21 protein-coding genes are annotated in these 26,864 nt (G+C 51.0%); 9 read left to right on the top strand and 12 right to left on the bottom strand.

Annotation, left to right across the window (positions count from 1 at the left end; all coding sequences use genetic code 11):
* Positions 1-140: 140 nt before the first annotated feature.
* Positions 141-1,487 (bottom strand): hypothetical protein, encoded by a 1,347-nt coding sequence (locus P2H89_RS35330; protein WP_275836309.1) that lies wholly within the window; start codon positions 1,485-1,487, stop codon positions 141-143.
* Positions 1,488-2,137: 650 nt separating this feature from the next.
* Between P2H89_RS35330 and P2H89_RS35325 the strand changes: the two genes are divergently transcribed.
* Positions 2,138-2,728: a Crp/Fnr family transcriptional regulator gene (locus P2H89_RS35325; protein ID WP_275836307.1), complete on the top strand. Its 591-nt coding sequence runs from the start codon at positions 2,138-2,140 to the stop codon at positions 2,726-2,728.
* 63 nt (positions 2,729-2,791) lie between these two features.
* Positions 2,792-3,607, top strand: a complete 816-nt coding sequence (locus P2H89_RS35320; RefSeq protein ID WP_275836305.1) for a sterol desaturase family protein — start codon at positions 2,792-2,794, stop codon at positions 3,605-3,607.
* A gap of 12 nt (positions 3,608-3,619) precedes the next feature.
* Here the strand turns inward: P2H89_RS35320 and P2H89_RS35315 are convergent, their stop codons facing one another.
* Positions 3,620-5,779, bottom strand: coding sequence for a GH92 family glycosyl hydrolase (locus tag P2H89_RS35315; protein WP_275836303.1), 2,160 nt, complete (start codon positions 5,777-5,779; stop codon positions 3,620-3,622).
* 177 nt (positions 5,780-5,956) lie between these two features.
* A complete protein-coding gene (locus tag P2H89_RS35310) occupies positions 5,957-6,364 on the bottom strand; it encodes a helix-turn-helix domain-containing protein (protein ID WP_275836301.1) in 408 nt (135 codons plus the stop codon).
* 162 nt (positions 6,365-6,526) lie between these two features.
* Here P2H89_RS35310 and P2H89_RS35305 point away from each other — a divergent pair, with 162 nt between their 5' ends.
* Positions 6,527-7,189 (top strand): DUF2306 domain-containing protein, encoded by a 663-nt coding sequence (locus P2H89_RS35305; protein ID WP_275836299.1) that lies wholly within the window; start codon positions 6,527-6,529, stop codon positions 7,187-7,189.
* A 150-nt stretch (positions 7,190-7,339) separates the two neighbouring features.
* On the top strand, positions 7,340-8,665 hold the full coding sequence (locus P2H89_RS35300; protein ID WP_275836297.1) for a hypothetical protein: 1,326 nt from the start codon (positions 7,340-7,342) through the stop codon (positions 8,663-8,665).
* 55 nt (positions 8,666-8,720) lie between these two features.
* Here the strand turns inward: P2H89_RS35300 and P2H89_RS35295 are convergent, their stop codons facing one another.
* The 9 genes from P2H89_RS35295 to P2H89_RS35255 form a co-directional block, all read right to left on the bottom strand.
* Positions 8,721-9,134: a nuclear transport factor 2 family protein gene (locus tag P2H89_RS35295; RefSeq protein WP_275836295.1), complete on the bottom strand. Its 414-nt coding sequence runs from the start codon at positions 9,132-9,134 to the stop codon at positions 8,721-8,723.
* An 11-nt stretch (positions 9,135-9,145) separates the two neighbouring features.
* Positions 9,146-10,225 carry an MBL fold metallo-hydrolase gene (locus P2H89_RS35290; RefSeq protein ID WP_275836293.1) on the bottom strand — a complete coding sequence of 360 codons (1,080 nt, stop codon included), beginning with the start codon at positions 10,223-10,225 and terminating at the stop codon, positions 9,146-9,148.
* Between the two features lie 45 nt (positions 10,226-10,270).
* The gene (locus P2H89_RS35285; protein ID WP_275836291.1) at positions 10,271-10,840 is read right to left on the bottom strand and encodes a TetR/AcrR family transcriptional regulator; all 570 of its coding nucleotides are present in this window, start codon (positions 10,838-10,840) and stop codon (positions 10,271-10,273) included.
* 54 nt (positions 10,841-10,894) lie between these two features.
* Positions 10,895-11,707 (bottom strand): ATP-grasp domain-containing protein, encoded by an 813-nt coding sequence (locus P2H89_RS35280; protein WP_275836289.1) that lies wholly within the window; start codon positions 11,705-11,707, stop codon positions 10,895-10,897.
* Between the two features lie 112 nt (positions 11,708-11,819).
* Positions 11,820-13,136, bottom strand: coding sequence for a gluconate:H+ symporter (locus P2H89_RS35275; RefSeq protein WP_275836287.1), 1,317 nt, complete (start codon positions 13,134-13,136; stop codon positions 11,820-11,822).
* Positions 13,137-13,139: 3 nt separating this feature from the next.
* Positions 13,140-13,967 (bottom strand): fumarylacetoacetate hydrolase family protein, encoded by an 828-nt coding sequence (locus P2H89_RS35270; protein ID WP_275836285.1) that lies wholly within the window; start codon positions 13,965-13,967, stop codon positions 13,140-13,142.
* Positions 13,968-13,993: 26 nt separating this feature from the next.
* A complete protein-coding gene (locus tag P2H89_RS35265; RefSeq protein ID WP_275836283.1) occupies positions 13,994-15,715 on the bottom strand; it encodes an IlvD/Edd family dehydratase in 1,722 nt (573 codons plus the stop codon).
* A gap of 4 nt (positions 15,716-15,719) precedes the next feature.
* Positions 15,720-17,261 (bottom strand): SusD/RagB family nutrient-binding outer membrane lipoprotein, encoded by a 1,542-nt coding sequence (locus P2H89_RS35260; RefSeq protein WP_275836281.1) that lies wholly within the window; start codon positions 17,259-17,261, stop codon positions 15,720-15,722.
* A 47-nt stretch (positions 17,262-17,308) separates the two neighbouring features.
* Positions 17,309-20,476, bottom strand: a complete 3,168-nt coding sequence (locus tag P2H89_RS35255) for a SusC/RagA family TonB-linked outer membrane protein (RefSeq protein ID WP_275836279.1) — start codon at positions 20,474-20,476, stop codon at positions 17,309-17,311.
* A 174-nt stretch (positions 20,477-20,650) separates the two neighbouring features.
* On the opposite strand from P2H89_RS35255, the gene P2H89_RS35250 reads away from it, so the two are divergent.
* From P2H89_RS35250 to P2H89_RS35230, 5 genes are read left to right on the top strand one after another with little or no spacing between them, the layout of a single operon-like run.
* Positions 20,651-21,538 carry a helix-turn-helix domain-containing protein gene (locus tag P2H89_RS35250; RefSeq protein WP_275836277.1) on the top strand — a complete coding sequence of 296 codons (888 nt, stop codon included), beginning with the start codon at positions 20,651-20,653 and terminating at the stop codon, positions 21,536-21,538.
* Between the two features lie 11 nt (positions 21,539-21,549).
* Complete coding sequence (locus P2H89_RS35245; protein ID WP_275836275.1) at positions 21,550-23,109, top strand: gluconokinase; 1,560 nt, start codon at positions 21,550-21,552, stop codon at positions 23,107-23,109.
* Positions 23,110-23,146: 37 nt separating this feature from the next.
* Positions 23,147-24,070: an RraA family protein gene (locus P2H89_RS35240; RefSeq protein WP_275836273.1), complete on the top strand. Its 924-nt coding sequence runs from the start codon at positions 23,147-23,149 to the stop codon at positions 24,068-24,070.
* A gap of 60 nt (positions 24,071-24,130) precedes the next feature.
* Positions 24,131-25,690, top strand: coding sequence for a mandelate racemase/muconate lactonizing enzyme family protein (locus P2H89_RS35235; protein WP_275836271.1), 1,560 nt, complete (start codon positions 24,131-24,133; stop codon positions 25,688-25,690).
* A 31-nt stretch (positions 25,691-25,721) separates the two neighbouring features.
* Positions 25,722-26,858 carry a bile acid:sodium symporter family protein gene (locus P2H89_RS35230; RefSeq protein ID WP_275836269.1) on the top strand — a complete coding sequence of 379 codons (1,137 nt, stop codon included), beginning with the start codon at positions 25,722-25,724 and terminating at the stop codon, positions 26,856-26,858.
* Positions 26,859-26,864: the final 6 nt, after the last annotated feature.

Below are 26,864 nucleotides of genomic sequence, written 5' to 3'. Positions count from 1 at the left end.
TCCCTCAAAGACTTGAGTTAACCGGTCCTCACATTAAACTACTGCCCAATCCCGAGACCATCACAGTAAAACTCCACACAGCGCCATAAAAGAAAAAAGGGCGCCTCAAATTTTGAGACACCCTCTTGTTTTTTTATGGCTTATTTGTTCCACTTCTTAAAGGGTGGATACCCGAGAAATTCAGCGAATATGCTTCCTGTAGCAATAGCTTCCATCATACCTTCATACCCGTCGAATGTATGCTTCTTTGCGAGTTGGATGCATTCGAGCGTCTTTTCAAAATCTTTCATCTCCACATACAGGCAGGCCGCATTGAAATAGATGGCGGGATTGGCAGGTGCAAAGGGCAGGCATTTGTTCAGGAACCGTTCATTCAGGGCTTTGTCGATGGGTAATCCCGTGTTATCGTTCTGGCACACATAGAGTGCATTGCAGTACAATTCGAGGTATTCACAGGAGGCTGGTGCTTCGTTGTCGAGCGCGAGGGTGAACAGCTGTATAGTATCGACCCATTTCTGTTCCGGGAACAGGTCACTTACGATAAAATGACCGATGTTGTTGTTCATTTCGCAAGGATGACCAATCTGCTGCAGGGTTTCTTTGATGAGCTGTTTGTCGTTGTTTAGCCAGGCTGCATAGATGAAAGGTCCGATGATGGGGTTTTCCAGCAAGGTCTTTTTCCTGTACAGGAAATGCAACTTATAGATGGTGGCATACTCCCTTTCTACACAGAGCTGGATACAGTGCTCGTCGATGGCCTCCTGAATGGCATCGTGGCTGGCAGCGTCGTGATCCATAGATTTGATCTTGCGGAGATAGTCGCCGATGGCATTGGGATCGGCAGCTTCGAGCAGTTGTTTTATTTCGCCATCGGGATGGAGGTAGCTGGCTAATGGTTCGCTGATCTCCCCTTCACTGATGCCGGCATAATGGAGGATACCACCTACTGCTTCCCGAAAGTATTCCGCTTCCTCCTTGCCCTGGTGCGCGAGTTGTGGATCGGCAGACCAGGTAGCGATCAGCTCTTTGGTTAAGGTAATACTGTGTTCATGCCAGGGTGACAATTCAGTACCGCCGGCTTCACCATCTTCGTTGCGGAAGGCGAATTCGATGGGGCAGATGGCGTGTATTTCATGAAGCCACCGTTCAATATCTTTCTCAAATGCAGCCTTGGATGCTTTGCTGGCGTAGAACTCGGGATTGTCTTCAAAAAAGTCATCCGCATCGTCTTCCATTTCCTCATCATCATTGCCATAGGATTCCTGGATCCACATGTTGACGAACTGATCACTGATCACCGAGATGATCCTGCCGTGGAAGATATCGTCATCGGTTTTCCAGACCCCAGGTCTGGATTTGGCAATCTGTTGCTGTTGTTGTTTGGTTGGCTCCTGTTTCAGGCGGATGGTAATAGATGCCCATTCGTAGTAGTCGGCATTGCCGGCCCCAATAAATGGAAAGTGGTAGGTTGAAGTTTCAGTCTTCATAGTAGGGGAAATTTTCTTTGGATAAGTTAGTATTAACGCAAAAGAGGCAGGGCTGTTTTGGTGATGCGGGCGACTAATGGCTGGGCCGCCTGATTCGGGTGGTGAATGCTTCAATACCCGGTATGAGCGGAGGAGAATTTTTGCCGCAATTGACGCGTGGTGGTACGGCGGGGTAAATGTTGATTAATACTGGTGAATAAGGGTAAACAGTTTCTGCGGTTGTGGAAGGGTATATTAAAACGTTATGGTTATTTTTAATAACGCTTACATGTAACTTCTTTTGCACGGACCGGTCCTGCGTATCTCTTAACTATTAAAAGCGGGTACTACCCCACTCACTTTTACAGTAATTTCCTGTACGCCAGGCCCGCCGGCAGCGCCCACTGTCTTTACTGTCAATATCAATTATCTCTGTAATGGGGTGTGGAAGAATTATACGGGTGGCGCCTATACGGTGGTTTGCCCCTAGCAAGTGCTGATGGATTGTTTACTATTCTAACATTAAGGCGTCTCCTGACCGGGACGCTTTTTTGCTTAGGCGGCTGTCGGCCCCTGAAGGTATCTTTGTCGGTAAAAGTTGTCAGGGTGAACGGGAACGATTACTATGGCTTTGTTGCGTGCGCCTGCCTGAAATTTCGGATATTGCGTATATGCTCACCGCAGACAAATTATCTTTTTATTTAAAGCTATTTCCTTCCCTGACCGTCGATGATCTGTTCAAGGTATTGTCGCTGGCTAAGGAGCGGCACCTTGAAGCCGGTGAGGTCTTTATCCGGGAAGGTGAAATGGGGTCGAAGATCGCCTATGTTAAATCGGGCCTGATGCGCACCTGGCTCTGCAATGAGCAGGGAGAAGAACTGACCCTGAGCATTACCTGGGAAGACCTGTTCGTTGGTTCTCATGATAATATTATATTCAAGCAGCCCTCACGGTTTGTATGTGAAGCGATGGAACCGACTTCTCTGCTGGTGATGGAATACGATGCTATTGAGACTTTGTTCGCGAAGCATCCGGAGTTCGAGGCCATGCGCCATTATTTCCTGATGGAGTTGCTGGGTGCGGTTGTTAAGCGGGTAGAGTCGTTTGTGCTGTTGTCGCCCGAAGAGCGTTACCGGAAACTGGTGACCGACCGGCCGCATGTAGTGCAACGTATCCCGGGCAAGTACCTGGCCAGTCTATTGGGGGTAACGCCTGTATCCCTGAGTCGCATCCGCACCCGCATTGCCCGTTCCAAACGGTAATTATCTTTTGTTAATCGTTTTTGGATAATTGGCTGTTAGTTTTAGGTCCTAAACAGACCACCTATGTCATTGTCCTGGAAACTGCTTGGCGAACTCACCTGGATCACTTTTCTCCGCTACTTTGTGATGGCAGGCATTCCTTTTGTAGTGTTTTATATTATCGGGAAGGCTTATTTTAAACGACATAAGATCCAAAGTAACGCGGCCCGTGTTAAAGACTTCCTGCGCGAGATGCTGCACTCTTCCATATCGAGCTTTGTGCTGACGCTGATAGCCTGCCTGGTTTGGTTCACCCCTTTCCGCTCTTATACGATAATGTATAGGGAGAATAACGGTTATCCTGTATGGTGGATGCCGGTATCGGTAGTGTTAGCGTTGATCGTTCATGATACTTATTTTTACTGGATGCACCGCGCGCTGCATCACAAAAGTGTTTTTCGGTTCACACACCTTACACATCACCGGTCTACCAATCCATCGCCCTGGGCGGCTTATTCGTTTAATGTGCTGGAGGCGATCGCGGAGGCTTTTATCGTTGTAATCCTGGCTTTTGTGTTGCCAATGAACGGATCGGCGGTAATATGGTTTTCACTGGCTTCATTTGTGATCAACGTATATGGTCATCTGGGCTATGAGATCATGCCGCGCAGCTTCAGGCATTCTTATTGGTTCGGTGTGTTCAATACTTCCGTATACCACAATCTGCACCACAGCAAATTCAAAGGCAATTACGGGTTGTATTTCCGCTGGTGGGACCGGTGGATGAGGACCGAGCATCCTGATTATGTAAAGCAATATGATGTTGTGCAGGAGCAGCGGTTTGGCGCCCTTCCCCCAAAAATACAGCCGGCCAACGGGCCGGCTGTAAATAGATATTAATAGGCAATTGTATTATGCCGGCTTCACCCCAATTTCAATCTTTCCTCCCTTGATGAATAATTCGTGCGGTACGAAGTATCCTTTGATGGGTTTACCGTTCACTTTGATCGACTTCAGGTTTCTTCCTTTACCTGCTTTAGTGATCGTGATCGTTAGTCCGGTACTGGTTTTCCATTTCACTTCATCAAACAGTGGTACGGTGACCAGGTATTCGGGATCGGTTGCCGAAAACGTGTACAGGCCAAGTGCCGTGAAGGTATACCAGGCCGACATCTCCCCTGCATCATCCATGCCACAAAGTGCCAGTCCGTCGTCGCCGATGCCATACAAGGTATTCAGGATGGTATCGATGATCTTCTGTGATTTGGCGGGTTTGTCAATAAAGTAATAGGCAAAGGGAGCCTCGTGATCGGGCTGGTTGCCATGGCAATATTGTCCGATCATTGACTCTACGTTGCGCGCAATGTGTTTGGGATTCCAGGGTACGGTGAACAAAGAGTCCAGCTTGGATTCGAAGCCTTTGGGACCACCGTATAACTTGATCAATCCTTTCATATCGTGTGGTGCAAAGAACGACACCTGCCAGGCGTTGGCTTCGCGGTACATATATTCGTAATACGGGTATTCTGAATCGAAGGGGGTAATCCAGTTACCATTGGCGAGCCGGCCGCGCATGAAGCGGGTGGAGGGATCGAACATGTTGCGATAGTTCTTCGATCGCTCCATCAGGATGCGATAGTTGGCTGTATCCTTCAGCTTTTTGGCGATCTGGGCCAGGGAATAGTCGTCGTAGGAATATTCAAGGGTTTTAGATACACCGGCTGCTGCCTTTGTTTCCACATGAGGATTGGCGATCTCCGGATCGGGGATGTAACCGAGTTTCAGGTATTGGTTGAGGTGGGGACGTGCACGTCCTTCCACATTGGCATTGTGTAAAAGCAACTGGTAGGTAGCGTTGATGTCGAAATCGCCGATACCGCGGAGGTAGGCGCCGGCGATGGTTGACTGGCCATGGTCGCCGTGGAAGAAGGTGGGTATAAAACCTGTTTTCTCACCTACGTCTTTCATCGACTTGATGACATCGTTGGCTACTTTCGGGGAGATCAGACTTAACAACACATCTTTGTTGCGATAGGTATCCCACAAGGAGGGTTCTGTATAGTAATTGAAGTTGGCCTTGGTCACATTCCTTTTTGCATCGGTGTATTCGCCGGTAACGTCGCTGCGCAGTGCGGGCCAAAGCAAGGAGCGGTACAGGCAGGAGTAGAACATTTGTTGCTGTTTTCCGGTTCCGCCTTTTATCTGGATGGTGGACAGTGTTTTTTCCCAAACATTGGTGGCTTCAGTTCGGATGTCAGTAAATGATTTGTTGCCGATCTCCTGTTCGAGGTTGCGACGGGCATTGTCCATGCTAACAAACGACAATCCTATCTTAATTTCTACCGGACCGGTGCTGCCATCAGCGAGATAAGCGATGGCGTAGCCGTTGCGCTGGCCTTCGTCTTTCCTTTCAATCTTTTCGATGTTGGTATTGATAATGGCGTAGAAGTACACGTTTTCACCACCCTGGAACCCTTGGATCACGTTGGTGCCAGCCTGTTCTATGCGCCAGGTATTGGGACGACTGTTGGCTTTGCCGAGATCGAAAAGGAGCTTGCGGCCAGTGTTGTTCTTAAACTCATATTGGTGATAGCCGCAACGTAAGGTGGAGGTGAGCTTAACATTGACGTTGTAGTCGTCGAGATAAACCTGGTAATAGCCGGGCGCCGCACTCTCCTTTTTATGGGAGAAACGGGAGCCAAAGGTGGCGCCTTCGCCAGACAAGGGCAGGATGGGAATATTACATAGGTTCCAGTGGCCTTTGTTGGTATGGGTGAATCCGAGTATGACGGAGTCTTCGTATTCATAGCCGGCACCGGATCCGTATTCGGTCATAGGGCTCAGCTGTACCATGGCATTGGGCAGGGAGGAACCGGGAAAGGTAAGTCCGGCCCAGGAGCGCCATCCGCGGGGCAATTCGTACCCAAGGATCTTAGGATCGTTCATGGGGGCGGTGCCGATAAAGGTGTTGACGTATTGGGTGTAGCCGTTGTTGGTTTGGCTACTGGCGGCTGTTGACAGGAACAGACTGGCCACCAGAATTTTGGAGCAATGGTTAGTGAATTTTAGCATGGGTGTGTGCTTTGCAAGTGTATAAGCTATACCGATTTTGCTACGAATCTAACTGAAATTGGCCAAAGGGGGAAATGGAATTTTTTTGGGGGGGAATGGAGGCGCCCAGGCAACAAGGCATCGAAGGGCAGTAAGCTGCCAAAGCATCGGGGGGGACTTTTATTCCGTGGGGAGCAGTTAGCAAATGCTGCTAACGGGTGTGCGTTTGTTTGAAAGGAAGGCGTCCTCTCCTGTTGCCCCGTTTTCTTCCGGGGTGTCGAGGATATGCTTATTATTCAGCCCCCAGGTATTCAACTGTTCCAGGATGGGCAATATCGTTTCGCCTACGGCAGTAAGGCTGTATTCGACGAAAAGGGGGAAACCTGCATGGATCTTCCGGGTTACGATGCCGTGCGCCATCAGTTCGCTCAATTGCATATCGATGACCCTTGCACTGGTGCTGGTAATAGCGCGGTGCAGCTCGCTGGGGCGTTTAATGCCGCGACCAATGGCATCGATGATGCAGGGTTTCCATTTGGAGCCAAACACCTTCATGGCCACTACAATGCCGCAATCGAGGTCTTCCTTTATCTTTCTCTCGTACATCTTATACGCTTTAGGGATAAAATTAATCATTTCCCTGCGATGGTCCTTCAGACAGCCATACCGAATAATTTTTCGGTACCTGATTATCAAGTCGGTTATTGGATGGCCGACATACCGTTGCGAATTTGCGGGCTCATTATTCATCCCCAAAAAATGAAAGAGATGTCGCAGATGATAAAAGGTTCCGGGACCGGTAGCAGCACCAGGCAGTATCCTTTGTCCAAGCTGATCACTATTCCACAATTATTGTTTTGGATCGGTATTTTCTTAATCACCCATTTTTTTATGCGCGGCGCCGATCATTTCCTCGAAATGACGCCTGCTGCGCTTGATAAGTATTTTTCACTGCGCTGGGTGCTGATCGCGCATATCACCGGCGGCGGCGGGGCTTTGATCCTTGGTCCGCTGCAATTCTGGGGACGGTTGCGGACCCGGTATGTTAACCTGCATCGCTGGCTGGGTGTGCTGTACCTGCTGGCTATCCTGGTGAGTTCGGTAGGTGCGCTGATCCTCAGCTATACAACTGCCTACGAAGTAAACTGGGCGTATGCCTTCTCGTTGCAGGTTTGGGTGAGTGTCTGGATCATTTCTACGGTGATTGCTTATTGGGCGGCGCTGCGTAAGAAATTCGTATTGCACCAGGAATGGATGACGCGCAGTTATATCGTTACGCTGGCGTTCATCGTATCGGGCCTGGTGCTTAAATTCCTGCTGCATATCGGGTTTGGGACATTTGAAGCGATCTCCCCTTCCCTGTTTTGGATGGGCTGGTCGGTGCCTTTGTTCGTGTACCAGGTGATCTTAGGTATGCGGGCAAAGAAGTAAGATTGTGATCGGTGAAAGTATACTACTGGAAAACCAGTAGAAATAATTACTTCTTTTCGGGGAATGGTATTGGTAAGGGGACTATTTAATTTTGAGGTGTTTTTTTTTTCGGGATTTGCCGGTTATTTTACACCGATCATTTTCACCCTCATGATAAATATACATCTTACCTATCGTCTCCGGGCCCGCTTGTTGGCTTCCGGTTTTTTCCTTGCCGCTTCCCTTTGTAGCAATGCCCAATCTGTTGTGGCGCCTGGCGGTCAGGCGCTGGACAAGCAGTGGATCAAAAACGGTGTTTTTGAAATGGGTTGTTACGCGAATATAGGTGGTCAGCAAATGGAGATCAGCACATTTACCATTAAGATCAATGCCGATGACAAAGCGTTGAAAGTGATCACTGCCCTGCAGGTAAAGGGAGGTGATGAGGTGTCGATCGATACGAGTATTTCACATGGGCAGACTTTTCACCCCATCTACCGGTCATCGAACAGTAAGGCACGCCAAATGGTAGTGCATTATGGCAAGGAAGTGACGGGACATTATTACGACAAGCAAACGAAGAGACGTCACGCTATCAAGGAGGCGGTGGCCAATAATTTCTTCGACAGCTATACCTATCCGTACTTGCTGGGGTCGCTGCCACTTACATCGGGTTACAGGGCTGAGCTTCCAGTGTACGATTATAAGCCCGGCAATGCTGGCAATACGAAGAAAGCGCTGATCGAGGAAGTGAAAAGTAATATTTACACCAGTAGCCTGACCGGCGAGCACAAGGTGTGGAAGGTTAACGTGTATGAAGAAGCTACCAAAGACAGGTATGCATATTATATCGATAAAGAAACAAGGCGCCTGTGGAAGGTGGAGATCGAAACGAATGGACAACAGCTACTGCTCGTAGACCGGGAGATCGATTTCAATCCTTTTACTACCACCTTCGACAAAGTTGCCACCATGAAAATGATCACAGGTGGTAATTCGGTGATCCTGGGTGTGGCCTTTGCGCGTGACAATCAAAATGAAGGTATGTTGAAGGGGATGGCCATTCTGAACATCAATAAAAAGCAACATGCCAGGGCAGGCACTACAGTGATCCTGATCCCGCATACCGATTTCTTTAAAGAGTGGATCAAGCTGAATGATGCTGCCCGCAAGAAAGGTCGCGCCATTCCCCTTCCCGACGGCGCAGCGGGCTGTATCAAGGTGGCTACGGTGTACGACAATGAAGGGCATTTCGAGTTCACCAACCTCACAGAGGGGGAATACCTGTTGTATTCGGAGTTTGGCTATGTACACACATCTAGCCGCACAGAAACGGTGGGTTATACCGACCATTACATCAATGGTATGTTCCAGGGCTCTACTGCCAATACGACGACGTATAATGTAAGCGGCAATGCCACGGCTGTAGCTAAAAAGACGGTAACGATCAAGAATGATGGCGATAAAGTAGAAGTGAAGCTGAAGAAGACCCTGTAGCGGGCTTTAACGAACGAAGAAGCCGGTTGCTCCTGGTGGGGCGACCGGCTTTCTTTTACAATACTCTTCTGTCTTTTTCTTCGATGGGAGCATCATTGATGCTGGCATATCGTTTCTGCATGTACCCGTCTTCGTTAAATTCCCACATTTCATTGCCATAGGAACGATACCATTGTCCGGCGGCATCGTGCCACTCGTATTCGAAGCGCACGGCGATCTTGTTTTCGGTGAAGGCCCAGAGTTCCTTTTTGAGCTTATAATCCAGTTCCCGCTCCCATTTGCGGGAGAGGAATTGTTGCACCGCTTCGCGGCCATGTACGAAATCGACGCGGTTGCGCCATTCGGTATCGATGGTATAGGCGAGGCTTACTTTTTCGGGATTACGGGTGTTCCAGGCGTCTTCGGCGGCCTGTACTTTCTGACGGGCGGTCTCAGCCGTAAAGGGCGGTATGGGATATCTTTTTTCCATCTCGTATTATTTTAGATTGTTTCGAATATTCTTTTTACATGGGCTTCGAGTGAGAATCCTGGAGCTATTTCGGGTGCCGGTATAAGGTAGGTGACGGCTATGGGATCGGCGGCGATGATTTGCCGGAGCGCGGGTATCGTTGGTGCGATTTGTTCAAAGGTTTTGCCGGCTTTCTTCGCTGCGGATACCCATTCGTATACCGATCTGAAGTAGTGTTGTTGGCGTTCGGGGGTCTCAGCATTGCCCAGGGCGCCGTGGCCGGGTATGAGGATAGCAGGCTTCAGCGCGGCCATGCGATCGAGGGTGGGAATCCAGGATTTGATGTCGGCATCGCGAAATAGGTTATAGGGGCCATTGAGGCAGGAATCACCCGTGAAGAGGATGCTTTCTTTGGGTAGCCATACAACACCATCACCCATGGTGTGGCCGGTGCCGAGGTGCAAGAGTTCTACCCGCCGGTGTTTGTCTTCTATCACCATGCTTTGTTTGAAGGTGACAGGCGGGGGCAATAAGGTAAAGCCTTTCAGGTCGCTTCTTTTTTGTGCTACCTGTTCCCAGCGGCCGGGATTGGTACCATAATAGCCAGTTTCAAAACGTTGCAGTTCGCCGATCAACCCTTCGTAGGCGATGGCAGTTGCGCCTTGCTGTGCCCAGTAGCCATTGCCGTAGAGGTGATCGCCATGGTGATGCGTGTTGAAGACAAAGCGAATGGGCTTGTTGGTCGTTTTGCGAACCTCCTGCAGGATGGTGGGACCGGCTGCCGGATAATTGGCATCGATGAGCAGCACAAAGTCGTCGAAGATGATCCAGCCGTTATTGCATTCCACCTCCTGCAAATTGCCGCTGGCGAAATAGGTGGTTTTGCCTTTCAGGAAATAAACGCCGGGTGCGATTTCCTGTGGTGGATCGAATACCAGGGAGCTGGCGGGGTCGTCGGGTTGTAGTAATGTGGCTTGTGCAGCGGCTGGCCGGGGAGTCGCGATCGCTTCGGGTGCTGGTTCACCTTTATGAGCGATGGCGGCAACAGGTATCCCCGTTAGCGGCAGCGCAGCGATGGCTGCAAGTTTCTTTACGAGTGTTCGTCTTTGCATGGCTGGTTTGATGTAGACAAGTCTGTCTATTTATGGTTAAAAAAATTAGCGCTGGCTTAGCAGAAGTTTGGCCATGTCCCTGGCTTTTTGGATGGGCCAGGGCTGTTTATAGATCTTCGATTCTACGATGGCGCCTTCAAACAATAAGTAGATGGCGTCGCCGGTGAGATCGATAGTAGCCGCTGATTGGCTGGTCAGGGCATCTTGTATGAATGCTTTCAGGTAGTTTCTCAGGCGTGCTTTATGCTCGAGGATCGCTTTTGACATGACGGGGCTGGTATCTCCAATTTCGGAGAGCATATTGATGAACTTACAACCACGGAATCCGTTCTGCTGCATGGCGTATTCGAGGAAATCGAAGCAGGCCAGTAGTTTCTGCAGGGCTGATTTCTTTTTGCCGGTCCATTGGTCGAGGCCGGCGAACCACTCCTGCCGGCTTACCTGCAGGTAATGCACGCCGAGATCGTCTTTGGAGGTAAAGTGCTGGTAGAGGCTGGCCTTGGCCACTTTAGCTTCTTCCAGTATCTGGTTGATGCCGGTGCTGTTGTACCCCTGTTGGTGGAACAGTCGGGAAGCTGTTTCGAGTATTCGTTCTTTGGGACCTGGTTTATCCATACCTGGCAATTTCAGAACAAATGTAGGGGTTTTGACTGAAATAGACAAGTCTGTCTATTTATTCCTCCTTGCAAATGCTTCCGTCACCTCGCTGACAATCACAATTATATCAGCATTATAAAAACCAGCGCTGTTCAGGCAGCCGCATTCAACAATGTAATAGTTGCCACCTGTTTCGCAGATGTCCATCACAAACAGGTCGTGCGGTGTATATTCCAGGCAACGTTGTTCTGCAAAGCGGATCACTTCGGGCGGACAGCCCCGCTCCTTCTTCAGCCGGAAGTCTTCCCGGTATTTGGAGGCGGCCACTACCCTTTTATTGACAATCCAAAGCCTCCATTCGAAGTGAATATGATATGGCTCAGATACAATGATCGGGCTATCTGGCGATAGGTCTGTGTTCTCCACTGTTTTCAGGTGATCAAACCATTGCCTGAGCTCACTATACTGCTTTACCTCCCCGGAAAAGGATTTGCTGTCGTCATCGGGACGGATGAACAGGAGTTTGTCTGCCTCATAGTCTTTCGACATCAATTCGTTAAAAGAGGTAACCTGAGCACCATGATTCAACATATGCGTCCCCCATTTATCCAGGTAATTGGCTATCGAGAAGGCCGCCGGGTCGAAAAAGAATCCAGCCTGAAGGCCCGCGTTGGCCATCACCAGTTTGCCCATGGTAGTGGAGCCATAGAATATGCTCTGCTTGTCTTTTGAGAAATCGGGTAGCTGACTGGTAAATGGGATAATGTCGATCTCCAGGACGTCGACACCTATTGCTGAACAGGCTGTTTTCAGCTGTTGTAGATCGTTCGAATTGGTAAGATTGCGCTGGATAACCCACTGGATGTCGTTATAGCCTTTGTTCATAACAGGAATGCTTTGCCGGCTGTGTGTATACCGTACAATCAAAATTAACGGATCGAATCGAGGCGGGAAAGCTGTTGAACGTATTTTTCGGGACTGACTAAAGATTCACAGGCTATAAAATGGCTTCCAGCACCAATACCCCTGCCAGCCCTATGACAGATATAACGGTTTCCATGACCGTCCAGGAACGCAGGGTTTGAGGAAGGGTGAGTCCGAAGAACTCCTTGAACATCCAGAAGCCGGAGTCATTGATGTGGGAGCCGAAGACACTCCCCGCCCCTACGGCCAGCACCATCAGCTCGGGCGATACATTGCCCGCGGTCAGCAAGGGCGCAACAACACCCGCTGCCGTGATGCCGGCCACGGTAGCTGAACCGATCATCACCCGCAACAAGGCAGTAATGACCCAGGCAAACAACAAAGGCGGCATTTGCCAGTGACTGCTGAAACCTGCTATATAACTGCCCGTTCCACTATCGATGAGTACTTGCTTGAATACGCCGCCTGCCGTTATGATCAACAGGATCATGGCGATTCCTGCAATGGCATCCGACAGCAGTTTCATCATCTGCGTCATGGTTTGGCCAGCCCGTATACCCAGCCAGTAAACGGCCAATAGCACGGTTATTAATAAGGCGATCACCGGATCGCCGAGGAAATGGAAGACGCTGTGCAGCGCTGTTTCTTTTTGCAGCAACTGCGCTGCCAATACGCCCATGGCAATCAACCCTACCGGCATCAGGGCGAATAACAAGCTGGCACCTACTGAAGGCAGCGGTTGCCGGCTGGCTGCCGCTGCGGCCGTCAAAGCCTGGTCCTGCGCTGGAGTGGTTAAGTTTTTAAGTATCCTGCCCAGCAAGGGGCCGGCCACGATGACGGCCGGGATGGCCATAACGATGCCATACAGCAGCACTTTGCCCATATCGGCATTGAATGCTTTCACGAGCACGACCGGACCGGGATGTGGTGGCAGGAAACAGTGCGTGGTACTGAGGGAGGCTGCCATCGGGATCACGATGTACAACAAGGGCAGGCCAGTTTTACGGGTGAGCGCTACCACCAGCGGCACCAGGATCACAAAGCCCGCATTGTAGTAGAGCGGTATACCGATGAGAAAACCGGTGAGCATTACAGCCCATTGGATATTACTAATGCCAAATGCACGAATAAGCGTCGTGGTGATCTGTTCAGCCGCGCCGGTTACCTCCAGTATCTTACCGAGAAAAGCGCCGAGGCAAATGATGAGCGCCAATCCGCCCAGGGTACTACCCACTCCTTTCTCGATGGATTGCAACAGCTCGCCGGGTTTCATGCCGAGGCTGAGCCCGGCCAGGATGGCTACTATCAATAAGGATAGGAACGGACTCACTTTCTTGGCCGAAAGATATATCTGTAACCCGATGGCCAGTACGATGATGAGGATGGTCATGCGTTATTGTACGGTGTTTTGGAGTGTACCAATGCCGTCGATGGTGATGGCGATGCGATCACCACTTTGCAAGGTGAAGTCGTGCCCGGGCACGATGCCTGTGCCTGTCATGATGAGACTGCCATGCGGAAAGCTGCATTCCCGGTATACGAAGGACACCAGTTCCTGGGGTGTCCTTTTCATTTGACTGATCTGCACAGTACCTGTAAATACCTCCTGGCCATTACGGCTAATGGCGAGGTGGATCGTGGTGTCAGGTGGTAACGGTTCACGGGTTACAAATATACAGGGGCCAACTGCTGCACTGCCATCATAGGTCTTTGCCTGTGGCAGGTACAAAGGGTTCTCCCCTTCTATGCTGCGGCTACTCATGTCATTGCCCACCGTATAGCCGATTATTTTGCCGGTTGCGGTAACCACAAGGGTGAGTTCCGGTTCGGGTACATCCCAGGTGCTGTCTTTGCGGATGCGTACGGGTGCGCCTGAACCAACCACCCGATGGTAGGTGGATTTGAAGAATACTTCGGGGCGTTCTGCTTCATACACTTTGGCATAGAAGTCTGCACCGCCGGCGGCCTGACTCTCTTCCTGCCGGCCGATCTTACTGCGTAAATAGGTAACGCCGCAGGCCCATAATTCCTGGTGGCTGCCCATGGGTGGCAGCAACTCATCGATGATATCATCTTCAGTGGCGGGTGCTGCCTTTATGAGGTGTTCGAGTTTCTCGTATAGCTGGTCGTCATTGACTAGGGTTTCCCAGTTCTCGATGATCCGGTAATACCGGCCCTCGGTTTCTGCGACGGGGCCCGAGCTTGTTTTGTATAATTTCATATGGCGTGTTGTGATCCAGGGATGGTTTAATGCGAATCTCTGGTAACGGCCGATCCTGAATTGCCCTGCAGAAAATCAAGGTCGGCCCCTTTATCGGCTCCCAATACATGTTTGATATAAAGGCTCACGTATCCGCGGCTGGCGGCGGGTTTGGGGGGAGTCCATGCTGCCCGGCGCCGCGCCAGTTCTTCTTCAGGTACGTCGAGGTGCAGGCGGCGCTGCGCCACATCGAGTTCGATCATATCACCGTTCTCTACCAGGGCCAGGTTGCCGCCGATGGCGCTTTCGGGGGCGACGTGCAACACCACTGTGCCATAGGCGGTGCCACTCATGCGGCCATCTGAGATGCGCACCATATCGGTTACCCCCTGCTGCAGCAGCTTTTTGGGAAGGGCCATATTGCCCACTTCGGGCATGCCGGGATAACCCACTGGCCCCACGTATTTCAATACCATCACACAACTGGCATCGATATCAAGGTCGGGTGTATCGATACGGGCATGATAGTCTTCAATACTTTCAAATACCACGGCCCGGCCCTGGTGCTTCATCAGGGCCGGCGTGGCAGCCGAGGGTTTCATTACCGCGCCATGCAGGGCGAGGTTTCCTTTTATCACGATGCAGCCCGCCTCGGGCATAAACGGTTTCGACAGCGGCGCTATCACCTCTTCATTATAACATTTCACCTCTTTTTGCAGGTTATCGTGGTGGTTTTTTCCGGTAACGGTCACCACCTGCTTATGCAGGTGTTCCCGCAGTTCATGCAATATCACGGGTAGTCCGCCTGCATAGAAAAAGTCTTCCATCAGGTATTTGCCCGATGGCATCAGGTTCAGCAGCAAGGGTATTTTGCTGCCAAGCGTGTCGAAGTCTTCGAGTTGCAGGGGCACGCCGATCCTGCCGGCGATCGCGATGAGGTGGATGATGAAATTGCTCGATCCTCCTACAGCGGCATTCACCTTGATGGCATTCTCAAAGGCTTCGCGGGTGAGTATCTTATCGATCGTGAGGTTTTCCCGCACCATTTCTACGATACGGCGGCCACTGAGCTGGGCCATTTGCTTTTTGCGGCTATCGGCCGCTGGTATGGCTGCTGCACCGGGCAGCGTGAGGCCAAGCGATTCTACCATGCAGGCCATCGTGCTGGCCGTACCCATCGTCATACAATGACCAATGCTGCGGCTCATACAGCTTTCCGCAAACTCGCAATCTTCCTGCGTCATTTTGCCCGTCTTCATGTCTTCGTCGAATTTCCACACATGGGTTCCGGAGCCTATCTGTTGCCCTTTGTAATGCCCGTTCAGCATCGGGCCGCCGGGTACCACAATCGTAGGTAAGCCTACACTGGCAGCGCCCATCACCGTTGAAGGCGTGGTTTTATCGCAGCCGGTGAGCAATACCACCCCATCGATGGGATTTCCGCGGATGCTTTCTTCGGCATCCATACTGGCGAGGTTGCGGAACAACATGGCGGTGGGCTTCAATAGTGTTTCACCCAGGCTCATGATGGGAAACTCCACCGGGAAGCCACCGGCTTCCAATACACCCCGCTTCACCATTTCGGCATGATCGCGGAAATGGGCGTTGCAGGGGGTGAGTTCGCTGAAGGTATTGCAGATGCCGATCACAGGCCGCCCGTCGAACATATCATTGGGCATGCCCTGGTTCTTCATCCAACTCCTGTAAATAATGCCGTCCTTGTCTTTTCTGCCAAACCAATCGTGGCTGCGTAGTTTGTGTTCGCTCATGTTGCTATTGTTTATCCCACCAAATCCTTGTGCTCAGTTTGTCGGCCCCCTGGTTGCTGATAGCCGTGTTCACGTTGTCCGTATTCACACTCAGTTCGGAGGTGGGATACGTGAGCCGCCTGATAAAGGTGCCGTTGGGTACATCGGGATTATTGGGTTGTCCGTAGGGGTTGGGTGTAAGGGCGGGGTATCCGCTCCTTCTAAAGTTAGCGAATGCTTCGGGACCAATGAGAAAAGATGCGATCCAATATTGTGTATTGATCTGTTGCAGCTCGGTGCCGGCGTTCAGCGGGTTGGCGGCCACATAGGTATCACGGGCAGATCCAGCCACGGCGCTATTGGGATCGTATAAGGCCATTTGGTCCATATGGGCGCGTATACCGTCAGCAAAATACTGGGCGGCCGTGCCAGCGGTGATCCAGCCACGGTGGCGGGCTTCGGCGAGCAGCAGGTTAGTTTGCGCGGCGGTGACGAGAAATACCGGGGAAGATATTTTTACCATGCGGCGCCGGTCGACCTGGCTATAATCATAGAAACTCACGAGGCCGTCGGCTGTGGCCGCTGCGGCAATGGTGCCATTGTCTTTCCCCATGGGCATACCGATCTGCTTGGCGGGATCGGTGCTGCCGACGGCCACTGTTTGACCCGCACCGCTGGCGGCTCCCACATATCGGATGGCGATGGCCTGCAGGCGTGGGTCGTTGGTGTTCTTCAGTTGATCAACAAATGGTTTGGTAAGATAGAAGTTGGCAGCTTCGCTGCCATTAAGCGTACCGCCGATGGGTTGCGTAAAGTTGGCGTCGTGCCGGATATAAGCATTGTCGGCATTGGTGGTGATAACGCCACCGGCTACTGCTGCCTGTACGGTGCTTTGTGCCTTGGCCGGGTCTATCTTCACGAGGCGCATACCCGCGCGCAATAAGAGTGAATAGGCAAACTTCCTCCATTTGGCCACTTCGCCTGCATATAATACATCACCGGTTTCAATGGTGGCAGTGGCATTGAGAGCGTTTGCTGCTTCTGTGAGCTCCTGGATGAGCTTGGGATAGATGTCCTGCTGCTTGTCGTATTTCGGAAAGAGGATGCGGCTGGTGAGGCCGGCGCCCCCTTCAGTATAAGGGATATCGCCATAGGCATCGGTGAGGATCATAAACACATAAGCCTGGTAGATGCGTGCCATCTGGTACATGTTGGGACGCGCCGTGAGGTCTTTGGAGCGGGTCAGGGCATCGTAGGTATTCTTGATCACACTTTGATAATAGGCCGTCCAAAGTGGCTGGGTAGTGATGTCCCGGCTATCCTGGTTAAAATTGGCGCCTGCCAGTACACCGCCATTGGGCGTTATCATTTGTTGCACGATGCCCACATCGAATACGAGCGTTTTTACCGGCCATGAACTGTTGATCACCGCCTGGTTGAGCAACAGGGCCGGATCTAATGACGTAGGGCTTGTTTTGTTCACGTTGAGGTCCGACCATCCCTTTTCGCAGGAACTAATCGCGAAGACAAGGAATACCGGTACTATATAGCGGAATATCTTTTTCATTTGTTTTCTTTTTAGAATGATAGCATTGTGGCTATAGCGGTAGCTAATCAAAACCTGATGTTCAGGTTCAAACCAAGACTGCGTGTCGTAGGCAGGCCCGGCGATTCGAGCCCTACCTGGTTGTCGGACCCAAAACCAAAGGTTTCGGGATCGATATTATCGACCCACTTCTTGATGATGAATACGTTCATGGCTACAAAGTCAAGCTTCACACCCTTGATGGGCCATTTGGCCGGGAGGTGTTTGGTGAAGTCGTACCCCAGCGACAATTGCCGCAGCTTCCAATAGCCCCCATCATAGATCACAGGTTCAACGATCTGCTGAGAACGCAGGTGTTCCCAATAGGTTTGTACCGGCGCTACTGCATTGTTGGGATTACCGTTTGCATCTACGCCATTTCCTTTGACACCGCTAACCCTGCCTTCGAGGGTCATCTGATGCAGGCCGTGCCGCACCGCATTGAAGTTGGTGCCGGAAAGTACTTTATTGCCCAATTTATAATCCACGAAAACGATCAGGTGTACGCCCTTATAGTTGAACGTATTCATAAAGCCGCCAACCCATTTAGGAAGTGCGCTGCCAAACAATACAAAATCTCCGGTACGTAAGGGCAATCCATTCGATTGAAATATCCGTTGGCCCTTGGCGTCGCGGGCATAGGCATAGCCGGCTATCTGACCGATCTCTTCTCCTACTACCTGGCGGGTTTCGCCATTGAATACGTGGGTGCCGGTAGTGATGCGTTCGCCGGGTTTGTCGGTGATGATGCTTAATACTTTGGTGATATTATAGGAGGTATTGGCGGTAAACTCCCAGCTAAAGTGCCGGTTCCTGATGGGGACCAGGTTGACCATCGCTTCGAAACCATAGTTACGGCTCTTGCCGCTGTTGATCGGGGTATTGAAATAACCGGAGGCGTCGGATATCTGCACGGAAACGATTTGATCTTTGGTGATCTTTCTGTATGCAGCAACGTCTATATTTACCCGGTTGTTAAACATCCGCAATTCCAGGCCGACTTCTGCTTCCGACACGCGGCTTGGCTTTAGGTTAGGATTGGGCAATGTGGTACCGGTGGCTCCATTGGCGATATTGCTGGTACCAACGGGTACGGGTGTGCCACTGGGGTTATTGATGAAGTTGGCATTTGGGGTATAGAACAACTGGTCGGCATAGGGCGCTACATCGCCATCGCTGCCTACCTCTGCATAGCCGAGCCGTAGTTTGCCAAAGTTGAGCCAGCTGGAAGTTTTGAGTTGTTCGGAGAATACCCAGGCGGCCGATGCCGATGGATAGAGGATGCTCCTGTTGGCCGGTGATAAGGTCGAGAACCAATCGTTGCGGGCCGTTCCGGTGAGGTAGACGGTTTGCCGCCAGTTGATTTCGGCCGATCCGTATAAAGAATTAACGCCCTGTTCTATTAGCGTGTACACAGGGTCCTTGGCACGGCCATTCTGTACAGTGTAGAGGTCGCGAATGATGAAATCGGTGACCACCACATTGTTGATATCCGAGCGCTTGCGCATACGGTTGCCACCGGCTGTCAGGTTTACTCCGATATCGCCAAATTCTTTGTTGGCATTAATCAGGAAGTCCAGATTGGTTTCACGAAAGCGACGGCTCTCCTGGGTAAATATACCATTGACAAAACCGGGAGGCGCCGCAGCACGCGATGCCTGGCCCGTGGGGAAATTGTTCACGTCCTCATCGCGCGACCAATAGTCCTGCCCCATCCTGCCCTGCACACTAAGCCAGGGTAACAAGTTATATTTTAAGGCGACGTTGCCGAATAAGCGGTCGCGCCTGATATTGTGGAATTGACTGGCCAATACCCAGTACGGATTGGTTCGGTTGGTAAACCGTGACCAGGGATATTCGTTACCGGCTGCATTGAATTTGTTGGCATCCAGTACACTCAATGGCATGGAGGTAGACATGGCCATGAGTGTGGTTGGAATGGAGTTGTCCTGGTTGGCAATATTGGGCGGGTTTTTATTATACTCCTTCGAATAATTAACGCTACCCGACACCAGGAACTCTTCCGTGAGATTGTAGCTAAAACCGAGATTGATGCTTTTCCTGTTGAAGGAGTTATTGGGCATGATCCCCTGGTTATCGGTATTGTTCAGTGAAAGTCTTAAACCTCCTTTTTCACTGGTTGCTTCGAAAGCGATGGTATTCGCTATGTTTTGTCCGTTCCGGTAGAACTCCTTGATGCGACTACCCTGTGGCTGATAGGGAACCGTGAGGTTGTTAAAGAGTATGTGTGACTGGCCGGCAAACTTTTCGCCAAAGGACCATTGGCCCGACGTGGGATTGGGCGCTGTTGGCCTTGCACCGTTCTCTCCCTGTCCGTATTCGCTTTGGTATTCGGTGAAGTCAAGCGGTGTATCGTTGGTATAATTGAGGTTGTAAGTAACTCCAATGCCTTTTGTTTTTCCCCTTGTTTTAGTCGTGATCATTATTACCCCATCCTTTGCACGCGATCCATAGAGGGCCGATGCAGGTGCCCCCTTTAAGATGGTCATGCTCTCGATATCGTCAGGGTTGATGCTGGAAAGGCCATCACCACCATCCGCATACACGCCCCCTCCTTTTACGGAAATGGTGTTGTCGTTGAAGTTGGTATTGTCGACAGGTACACCATTAATAACAATGAGCGGATTGTTTTGTCCGGCCAGCGACGATTGTCCGCGTATCCTTATTTTGGACGTGCCGCCCGGGCCGGTACCCAGCGAGGAGATATTGACCCCGGCCACTTTTCCTTGCAGGGAGTTCATTACATTGCTGGTGCGGTTTACTGTGAGTTCTTCTGGTTTTACGCTGGTGGCTGAATAACCGAGTGCGCGGGATTGCTTTTTGATACCGAGTGCGGTAACCACCACTTCGCCGAGATCCTGTCCATCGGAAGTAAGCGTAATATTGATGACCCGGCGGCCGCCAACTGGTATTTCTGAACTCTTAAAACCTACGGAACTAAATACAAGTACAACGTCGGCTGCAGCAGCAAGGCTGTATTTGCCAACGCTATCGGTGGTGGTTCCCTGTGAGGTTCCTTTTATCAACACAGATACGTTGAAAAGTTTCGTACCTTTTTCATCCGATACGGTTCCTGTGATGGTTTGGGCGTGGGCGGCGGATTGTAGAAAAAGAAAGATGAAAAGCAGCCATGGTCCCGCGATGCGGGATGGCCTGCCGCTGGTGAGCTTTTTCATACCGGCAAGTTGTTTTGGTGAGATAATCGTTACGGTAGCAAATTATCTGCTATTCGCCTCAAAAACTACCAAAATAAAACTGCGTTGAATTTTGTACATCTGACACGAATAAATTTCCTTTCTTTATAGAGGTTCCGTTTTTAGCGATTGTTTCAGCCTAACTGCTTAAGCCATATGAATCAATTTGTGCTCCAACACGGTAAATCTCCTGAGCTGCGGTTGTTTCCGCACCTGCTGGAAGTGGGCGCAAAAAAGAATGGCTCCATTCAGTTACACGCATTCCCCTCCACTGCCACCGAAGGCATCCGCATATATTATATAATAGAAGGCAAGTTCGAGTGGCGCCTCAACCACGAAGCATATGTCTTATACCCCGGCGATGTGGTTTTGATAATGCCCGGCACATCGTTTGGCAGCGACCATGGTGTGCTGGAGATCGGTTCTTTTACCTGGGTGCATCTTAATATTCAGAAACAGGAGAATGGTCATATCCTGCCGGGTAAATGGAGCGGATTATCGGAAGCGGAAGGCGCTGCCATCGGTAAGTTGTTATCGCTCAGCAGTTCGCCGGTGCTTTCTCATTTCCAGGATGCGGGTAAGATCCTCAAGAGTATTCAGACTGAATTGTTTGGCCATGAGATCGGCTACCAGGCGCGTATCAATCACCTCATCGACGAACTACTGATTCAGATCACACGGCATATGACGCGGCAAAGTCATCCCGGGCGCGACTTTCCCAAAACCTTTATGCGGCTGGAAGAAGTATTGCGGGAAAACCTTGCCCATCAATGGACAGTAGAAGAAATGGCGGCGCTGGTAGGTATGGGTACTACCCTTTTTACGGAGCGGGTGAAAAGCTATTCCGGTTTTTCGCCCATCAATTACCTCATTAACATCCGTATTTCGGAAGCTATTAAAATGTTGAAACGGCCTGATATCAGTGTTACCGACATTGCGCTGGACACCGGCTTCTATTCGTCACAACATTTTTCGACCACCTTTAAAAAACTGACTGGTTACCGGCCGAGCGAATTCAGGAATAATCATTTGCGTAATAAATAACCTCGTTAAACATGAAATGCATTATTACGATAGAATTAGGAACCAATGGGATCAGGGTATTCGCCTTCGATCTCAACGGGCGTGTTATCGGTTCCCTGAAGGGGTATTATCCAACTTTTCATACTGAGCCAGACCATAGCGAGCAGGATCCGGAGCAGATCTTCATCACCACCCTGTATGTGTTGAAGAACCTGTTGAATGAATGCATTCATCCGAAAAAGCACAAAGTAGTATCCATTTGTTTCAGTGCGGCGATGCACAGTGTGCTGGCGGTGGATAAGAATGGTAATCCGCTGGGCAATGCGATCACCTGGAGTGATAACCGTGCTAAAAAGGAAGCTTTGGAGCTGCGCCAGTCGGCTTTGGGCCGGTCGATCTATGCGGCTACGGGTACGCCGATACATCCGATGAGCCCGCTGTTGAAGATCGCGTGGATCAGGAGCCTTGATAAAGAGCGGTTCAAACAAACCAGCAAGTTCCTTTCCATTAAGAGTTATATCATTCACCAGCTAACGGGTGAGTACCTCATCGATCACAGTATTGCTTCGGCTACTGGGTTGTTGAACATTCATACGATCAGCTGGGAACCTGACGCCTTACAGTACGCGGGCATCAATGCATCCCGGCTGCCCGAGCTGGCACCGGTATTTGCTCAGGCGGGCAAACTGAAGCGGGCTTACCAGCAATCGTTGGGTCTTGGGGCCGATACGAAGATCTTAATTGGCTCGAGCGATGGTTGCCTGGCGACCCTGGGTGACGGCGTGAAAGGAGAAGGCCATGCTACGATCACGATCGAAGACAGCGGCGCGGTGCGCGTGATGGGGGATGCGGTTCTACAGGATGAGCAGATGCGTTTCTTCAACTACCTGCTAACAGAGAATAGTTATGTATCGGGTGGCCCTACGAATAATGGCGGTAATATTTTCGAATGGTTCACCAGGCAGTTTGGCGATTTCACCAATCCCTTCGATGCAGAACAAAGCATGCAGCAATTGATCGAAGAGGCTTCGAAGGTACCAGTGGGGGCAGATGGGTTGTTGTTTCTCCCCTACCTGTTGGGTGAGCGGGCGCCGATCTGGAATGCAAACGCCCGGGGTGCCTACTTCGGATTGAACATCAAACATGAGCGCAAGCATTTTGTACGCGCTACGATCGAAGGTATTTTATATGAAATCTACAGCATCGGCCGCTCGCTGGCCGAGCAGCGGAATATCAGGAGCCTGTCGGTAAACGGCAGTTTTGGTACCATCCCCTTCTGCACACAATTGATCGCCGATATGTTCAATAAGCCGGTACGCGTAAGGCAGCAGTCGCACAGCGTGAGTTATGGCGCCTGGCTGCTGAGTGCAACAGAGATGGGCATCTTCAAAACGCTGGACGAAGCAGCCGACACGGTCGAATTACCAGATGTATACAAGCCTAATAAGAAGCATCATGCGGTGTATGCAGATTACTACAGCATTTTTGAAAAGCTCAGTACCAAACTATTCGACGAGTTTGAGGCCATCGGCAACTTGCAACAGAAACACGCGGTGCCGGAAGCGCCCCCGAAACAAAAGATCAAATTATAAAGCCAACCAACGATTGCCAACAATTTAAACCTGCTATATGAAAAGGACCTTCTTTCTCCTGTTACTAACGATAGCGTGTGCCTGTGTGCAGGCGCAACAGGTTAGCCTTACGGCTGAGCAGCTCAAAGCACTAACGCCAGAGTGGAAGGGCGAACGATCGGCCGATGGCCGGCCCCAGGTGCCTGATAAGCTACTGGAACGGTTGAAAGGCGTGCACCTCGAAGAGGCCTGGGGCATTTTGCGCAACAAAGGATACATGAACCAGTTTGAAGGCGAATGGATGGTGATCCATCCCGATTCGGTGATGACGGGCCGGGCCGTTACAGCTCAGTATATGCCCTTGCGTCCTGATGTAGACAAGATCATTAAAGACAAGGGAAAAGCCGAAGCCCGCATTGGGGCGCCCAATAGCTGGCCCATCGATGTGTTGAAGAATGGCGATATCTATGTGGCCGATAGTTATGGAAAAGTGGTGGATGGTACGCTGATCGGCGATAACCTCGGCAATGCGATCTATGCCAAATCGGCCCGCGGGGTGATCTTTTATGGATCGGTTCGTGATATAGAAGGTCTGGAAGAGATCAAAGGTTTCAATGGCTGGATCAAAGGTTATGATCCCTCTTACATACAACAGATGATGCTGGGGGGCATCAATGTGCCCATTCGTATCGGGCGTGCCACTGTTTTGCCCGGTGATGCAGTACTGGCCAAGAAGGGCGGCGTGGTCTTCATTCCTGCCCACCTGTTGGAAGAAGTAGTATTGAATGCAGAGTTTATTTCCTTGCGCGATGCCTTTGGCCATCAACGGCTGCGCGAAGGGAAGTATACACCCGGACAGATCGACACACAATGGACAGATGCTATCAAAAAGGATTTTCTGCAATGGCTGGATGCCAATCCCGATAAACTGCCGATGAGCCGCCAGGAGCTGGATGAATTCATGAAGCAACGAACCTGGTGAGGCGTTGCCTGCGGGCTACGCTGTTCTTCTCCTTACACAAACCATCTAAAATTATCTGTTATGACACCATCTCAAAAGATCCTGAACAAACTGGGGTTGCAGGACCCCGTACCTGTTGAAATAGCTCAACCTGTTGCAACGGGGAGCGTTGGCAGCCATGCATCATCGATGACGTCTGGCGTTGATGAGAATGGAGAGTTGGAAAATACTGCACAGAACAGCCGCCGTTCTTTCCTGAAGCGAACCACCCTCGGTGGTATTGCCCTTGGCGCGGCGAGCGCTATGTTGCCCATTGAAGAAGTGGTGGCGCAAAGCACTCAAAAGGTGCGCCGGTTCTCGACACCTTCTGACCTTAAGATTACCGACATGCGATATTGTGTTACCACGGTACTGGGTCGCACGGCGATGATTCGGATTGATACCAACCAGGGTATTTACGGATTGGGCGAAGTGCGCGATGGCGCCGATGAACGCTATGCCCTGATGTTGAAGAGCCGCATACTGGGTGAGAATCCCTGCAATGTGGAGATGCTATTCAAGAAGATCAGGCAATTCGGCGGACAGTCGAGGCAGGCCGGTGGCGTGTGTGGCGTGGAGATGGCTTTGTGGGACTTGTGCGGCAAGGCATACAATGTACCGGCCTGGCAGTTGCTGGGTGGTCGATACCGTGATAAAGTGCGCTTGTATGCCGATACGCCCGAGGCCAGTTCGCCGGAAGAACAAAAGCGCCTGATCCAATACCGCCTGAAAGACCAGGGATACACCTGGTTAAAGATGGATATATCGATCAATGAACTGAAAGATAAGCCGGGCACCCTGGTCAATGCGGATGCGTGGCGCAATGCGCAGGGCAACCTGGCACAGTGGGGTGACATGCGCAACTCCATGTCGTACGCCAATACGCTGCATCCGATGACGCAGATCCAGATCACGGATAAGGGATTGGAGGAACTGGCGCGCATTGTAGAAAATGTACGCAGCATGGTGGGCTATGAAACGCCGATCTCTTCCGATCACTACGGCCACTTCGATCTGAATAATGGGATCCGCTTAGGAAGAGCGATCGAAAAGTACCGGCTGGCCTGGCTGGAAGATATCGTATCGTGGGAGTTGACCGACCAATGGAAGACTTTGAGCGACGCGTTGGAAACGCCCTGTCTTACGGGTGAAGATATTTACCTGCTTAAATACTTCAAGCCGCTGATCGATAAGCGGGCGGTGGATATCGTGCATCCCGATCTGGCGTCTTCGGGCGGTTTATTGGAGACAAAGCGCATTGGCGACTATGCCGAGGAGAATGGCGTGGCGATGGCGATGCACCAGGCGGGTACTCCCATTTCGTTTATGGCAAGCGTTCATTGTGCGGCGGCTACACAAAACTTTCTTTCGCTCGAACATCACTCGATCGACCTTCCCTGGTGGGAAGACCTGGTGAAAACGACCGATGGCAGGAAGCTGATCACGAAAGGGTTTGCCAACCTGCCGTTGACGGCGCCGGGATTGGGCATAGAACTGAATGATGAAGTGGTAAAGCAGCACCTGCATGCCAACGATAAATCGTACTTCGCTCCTACCCCGCAGTGGAACGATGTGCGCTCACATGACAGGATCTGGAGTTGAGTCCCATATTTAATTCAATAACGATTTCCATATGAAACGATCGACTTTGTTTTACTTGTTATCCGCGGCCACCCTGGTCGTCTATGGGGTGCTCGCGATACAGGGGCAGCACAGCTGGGGTGGCTGGATCCTGCTGCTGTTTTTCCTTTGCCTGGCACTCGCCTTCCGGCAACACCGATTACTAAAGGGCCTCTCTTATACCCTGATGGTGATGGCTGTGGTGAGCCTGGCACTTTACTATCCCTGGCACTTCAAAACAGTTGGCGACTTTAAATTATCGGGGTTGATCATTCCACTCTTGCAGATCATCATGTTTGGTATGGGTACGGAATTAAGTTTAAAGGACTTTGCGAACGTGCTGCGCATGCCCAAGGGAATTATTGTTGGCGTTGTTTGCCATTATATCATCATGCCGCTGGTAGGCTTCGCCGTAGCGAAGGCCTTTAATTTTCCCAATGAAATTGCGGCCGGAATCATCCTGGTGGGATGCTGTCCGAGTGGTCTTGCTTCGAATGTGATGTGTTACCTCGCCAAGGGGAATCTCGCCTTATCGTTTTCAGTAACGACAATCTCCACCATGGTTGCTCCGTTCTTAACACCGCTGCTCATGCGTTTGCTGGGCGGCAGCTTTGTCGATATCAACTTCTGGGGCATGGTATGGGATATCACCAAGATCGTGATCATACCTACGGCCGCTGGTTTAGGGTTTCATTATCTCGTGCATGGCAAATTCAAGTGGCTCGATAAAGCGATGCCCCTGGTGTCGATGGCGGGTATTGCGATCATCCTTACCATCATCACGGCTGCGGGCAGAGACAACCTGCTTCAGGTGGGCGCGCTGCTGCTGATCGCTACCGTACTGCACAACGTGTTGGGTTACTTTATGGGGTACTGGAGTGCGCGCTTGCTGCGCTTTCATGAACGTGACTGCAGGACCATTGCGCTGGAGGTGGGTATGCAGAATGCCGGACTGGCTTCGGGGCTGGCGCTGGCAATGGGCAAGCTCACTACGGCCGGTTTGGCGCCCGCGATCTTTGGTCCGGTCATGAACATCACGGGCTCATCGCTGGCGAGCTGGTGGCACAACCACCCACCGGCTGAAGAGGCTTCAACTGGTAAAACAACACAACCTGCCACGAATGATCAACAACAATCTTCTTACTCTTAAACTGCT

It is taken from the genome of Paraflavitalea sp. CAU 1676 (assembly GCF_029223285.1).
In the GTDB taxonomy this organism is placed as follows: Bacteria; Bacteroidota; Bacteroidia; order Chitinophagales; family Chitinophagaceae; genus Paraflavitalea.
Note: the sequence above shows the minus strand (reverse complement) of the source record. Positions and strands in the feature narration are given on the sequence as shown.

Bases quoted from the DNA above. Each gene is read 5' to 3' on its own strand.
- P2H89_RS35245 (WP_275836275.1), top strand. From the start codon at position 21,550: ATGAAATGCATTATTACGATAGAATTAGGAACCAATGGGATCAGGGTA.
- P2H89_RS35260 (WP_275836281.1), bottom strand. From the start codon at position 17,261: ATGAAAAAGATATTCCGCTATATAGTACCGGTATTCCTTGTCTTCGCG.
- P2H89_RS35290 (WP_275836293.1), bottom strand. From the start codon at position 10,225: ATGCAAAGACGAACACTCGTAAAGAAACTTGCAGCCATCGCTGCGCTG.
- P2H89_RS35315 (WP_275836303.1), bottom strand. From the start codon at position 5,779: ATGCTAAAATTCACTAACCATTGCTCCAAAATTCTGGTGGCCAGTCTG.
- P2H89_RS35280 (WP_275836289.1), bottom strand. From the start codon at position 11,707: ATGAACAAAGGCTATAACGACATCCAGTGGGTTATCCAGCGCAATCTT.
- P2H89_RS35300 (WP_275836297.1), top strand. From the start codon at position 7,340: ATGATAAATATACATCTTACCTATCGTCTCCGGGCCCGCTTGTTGGCT.
- P2H89_RS35320 (WP_275836305.1), top strand. From the start codon at position 2,792: ATGTCATTGTCCTGGAAACTGCTTGGCGAACTCACCTGGATCACTTTT.
- P2H89_RS35250 (WP_275836277.1), top strand. From the start codon at position 20,651: ATGAATCAATTTGTGCTCCAACACGGTAAATCTCCTGAGCTGCGGTTG.
- P2H89_RS35310 (WP_275836301.1), bottom strand. From the start codon at position 6,364: ATGTACGAGAGAAAGATAAAGGAAGACCTCGATTGCGGCATTGTAGTG.
- P2H89_RS35230 (WP_275836269.1), top strand. From the start codon at position 25,722: ATGAAACGATCGACTTTGTTTTACTTGTTATCCGCGGCCACCCTGGTC.
- P2H89_RS35325 (WP_275836307.1), top strand. From the start codon at position 2,138: ATGCTCACCGCAGACAAATTATCTTTTTATTTAAAGCTATTTCCTTCC.
- P2H89_RS35285 (WP_275836291.1), bottom strand. From the start codon at position 10,840: ATGGATAAACCAGGTCCCAAAGAACGAATACTCGAAACAGCTTCCCGA.
- P2H89_RS35275 (WP_275836287.1), bottom strand. From the start codon at position 13,136: ATGACCATCCTCATCATCGTACTGGCCATCGGGTTACAGATATATCTT.
- P2H89_RS35295 (WP_275836295.1), bottom strand. From the start codon at position 9,134: ATGGAAAAAAGATATCCCATACCGCCCTTTACGGCTGAGACCGCCCGT.
- P2H89_RS35235 (WP_275836271.1), top strand. From the start codon at position 24,131: ATGACACCATCTCAAAAGATCCTGAACAAACTGGGGTTGCAGGACCCC.
- P2H89_RS35305 (WP_275836299.1), top strand. From the start codon at position 6,527: ATGTCGCAGATGATAAAAGGTTCCGGGACCGGTAGCAGCACCAGGCAG.
- P2H89_RS35240 (WP_275836273.1), top strand. From the start codon at position 23,147: ATGAAAAGGACCTTCTTTCTCCTGTTACTAACGATAGCGTGTGCCTGT.
- P2H89_RS35270 (WP_275836285.1), bottom strand. From the start codon at position 13,967: ATGAAATTATACAAAACAAGCTCGGGCCCCGTCGCAGAAACCGAGGGC.
- P2H89_RS35330 (WP_275836309.1), bottom strand. From the start codon at position 1,487: ATGAAGACTGAAACTTCAACCTACCACTTTCCATTTATTGGGGCCGGC.
- P2H89_RS35255 (WP_275836279.1), bottom strand. From the start codon at position 20,476: ATGAAAAAGCTCACCAGCGGCAGGCCATCCCGCATCGCGGGACCATGG.
- P2H89_RS35265 (WP_275836283.1), bottom strand. From the start codon at position 15,715: ATGAGCGAACACAAACTACGCAGCCACGATTGGTTTGGCAGAAAAGAC.